Genomic DNA, 2,006 nt, shown 5'->3' on the forward strand with positions numbered 1-2,006 from the left:
TTATTAGGTACTACTCCCAGTCAACTATGGTTTTTGTTAATGTTATTTAGGGTTTTTATAATTTTTTGACCATTAGCTCATTTTGTTGATCAACTTTCTTTTTATGGATTTATTATAATGTGTTGTTTTTATTTGGTAGGATTATTTGGAAGTAATATATGTTCGAATTATTATATGATATGGACTGCATGTACTTATGTTTTATTTTTTGGATGTGGTTTTCTTATAAGAAAGTTTAAAATTGAAAAAATATGCAATAATAGTAAATTATTTTCTTTGTTTTTTATAGGCTCTTATTTTATTTTGTTTTCTATTTATATGTTTACGTATAATGTCGGTAATGTTTCTGCTTTTTATAAAATCTATTCATATGGACTCCAATGTATTTTTCATTTAGTTGGTGGGGTATCTGCATTTTTTGTTCTACAAAGTTTAGCAAATACTTCATTTAATAATGAAATCACAATAAAATTAGCCAAATACAGTATGCCTATATATTTATTTCATGAACAAATTATATATGTTGTTATTGCGTTATTGAATGGAAAATTGAATATATATGTACTATCAATATTTTGTTTTGTGATTTCAGTATGCTTATCTTATTTGATTAGTAAGTTATTATTTAAATGGAAATTTACTAGAATTTTAATAGGAGAAAAGAGCTAGATATTAAATTAGATAATATCTGAATTTGCGAGAAGTCATATATGATTTGACTAAGTAAAAAATTTTAAGAAAAAGTGGATATTGTAAGAAGGGAAAAAATATGAAAACAACATTACTTATTATGGCTGCTGGTATAGGTAGTCGTTTTGGAGAAGGTATCAAACAATTAGAACCTGTAGATAGTAATAATCATATTATTATGGATTATTCTATACATGATGCAATAGAAGCAGGTTTTAATGAAGTAATATTTATTATCCGTAAGGATATAGAAGATGAATTTAAGATGGTTATTGGCAACAGAATCACTGATATATGTGCTAAGTATAATGTTACTGTAGATTATGCTTTTCAGGATACAAATGATATTCCTGGTACTTTACCACAAGGTAGAACTAAGCCATGGGGAACAGGACAGGCAGTACTTGCTGCAAAGAATATTATTGATTCACCATTTGTAGTAATTAATGCAGATGATTACTACGGTAAGGAAGCTTTTAAAGCAGTACATGAATTCTTAGTGAATGGCGGTAAATCATGTATGGCAGGCTTTGTACTAAAGAATACATTATCAGATAATGGTAGTGTAACTAGAGGTATCTGTAAGATGGATAGTGATAATAGTCTAACAGAGATTATTGAAACAAAGAATATCATTAAAACAGAAAATGGTGCAATTGCTGATGATCAAGTATTAGATATTGATTCTTTAGTATCTATGAATATGTGGGGATTGACACCTGATTTCCTAGATGTACTAGAAGAAGGATTTGAAGATTTCTTTGAAAAGGAAGTATCACAAGATCCACTTAAATCAGAATACTTAATACCAGTATTTATTGGTCAATTAATAGAACAGGGAAAAATGAATGTAAAGGTACTACGTACTAATGATACTTGGTATGGAATGACATATAAAGAAGATGTTATTACAGTGAAAGAAAGATTTAGAGAGATGTTGGAGAACGAGTTCTATTCTGGAGAATTATTTAATGATATTTCATTATAACAAGATGAGATATATAGACAAATACTAAAATACTACTGAAGCAGTTATCTATTTATTATGAAGTAGCTGACTGATAATTACGGAGCGGCAACGCCACTCTATACAGTAACATAAGTCCATACGTTACGCTAGAAAAGGCCAGTGAATCCGTTAAACAAATCCACCATATTTAATATGATTATTATGGTGTAGTTGACCAATAATCTCGATATATTTGACCAATCATTCCGATTAGGTTGACCAATTATATCATACATGCTCTTTTCCAGTAAAATTAAGGTTGTAGATAATCATCGTATCTGACCAATATTTTAAATGAAAGTAGTTT

At 28.5% G+C, this 2,006-nt stretch carries 2 protein-coding genes; both read left to right on the forward strand.

All coding sequences use genetic code 11. The features are described 5' to 3' along the window. The first annotated feature begins 111 nt into the window (after window positions 1-111). On the forward strand, window positions 112-669 hold the full coding sequence (locus ACT8VG_RS10665) for an acyltransferase family protein (RefSeq protein ID WP_444195859.1): 558 nt from the start codon (window positions 112-114) through the stop codon (window positions 667-669). 100 nt (window positions 670-769) lie between these two features. Then, window positions 770-1,678, forward strand: a complete 909-nt coding sequence (locus tag ACT8VG_RS10670) for a nucleotidyltransferase family protein (protein ID WP_444195858.1) — start codon at window positions 770-772, stop codon at window positions 1,676-1,678. Window positions 1,679-2,006 lie beyond the last annotated feature (328 nt).

The organism is Catenibacterium sp. (assembly GCF_052354645.1).
Lineage (GTDB): Bacteria > Bacillota_I > Bacilli_A > Erysipelotrichales > Coprobacillaceae > Catenibacterium > Catenibacterium mitsuoka_A.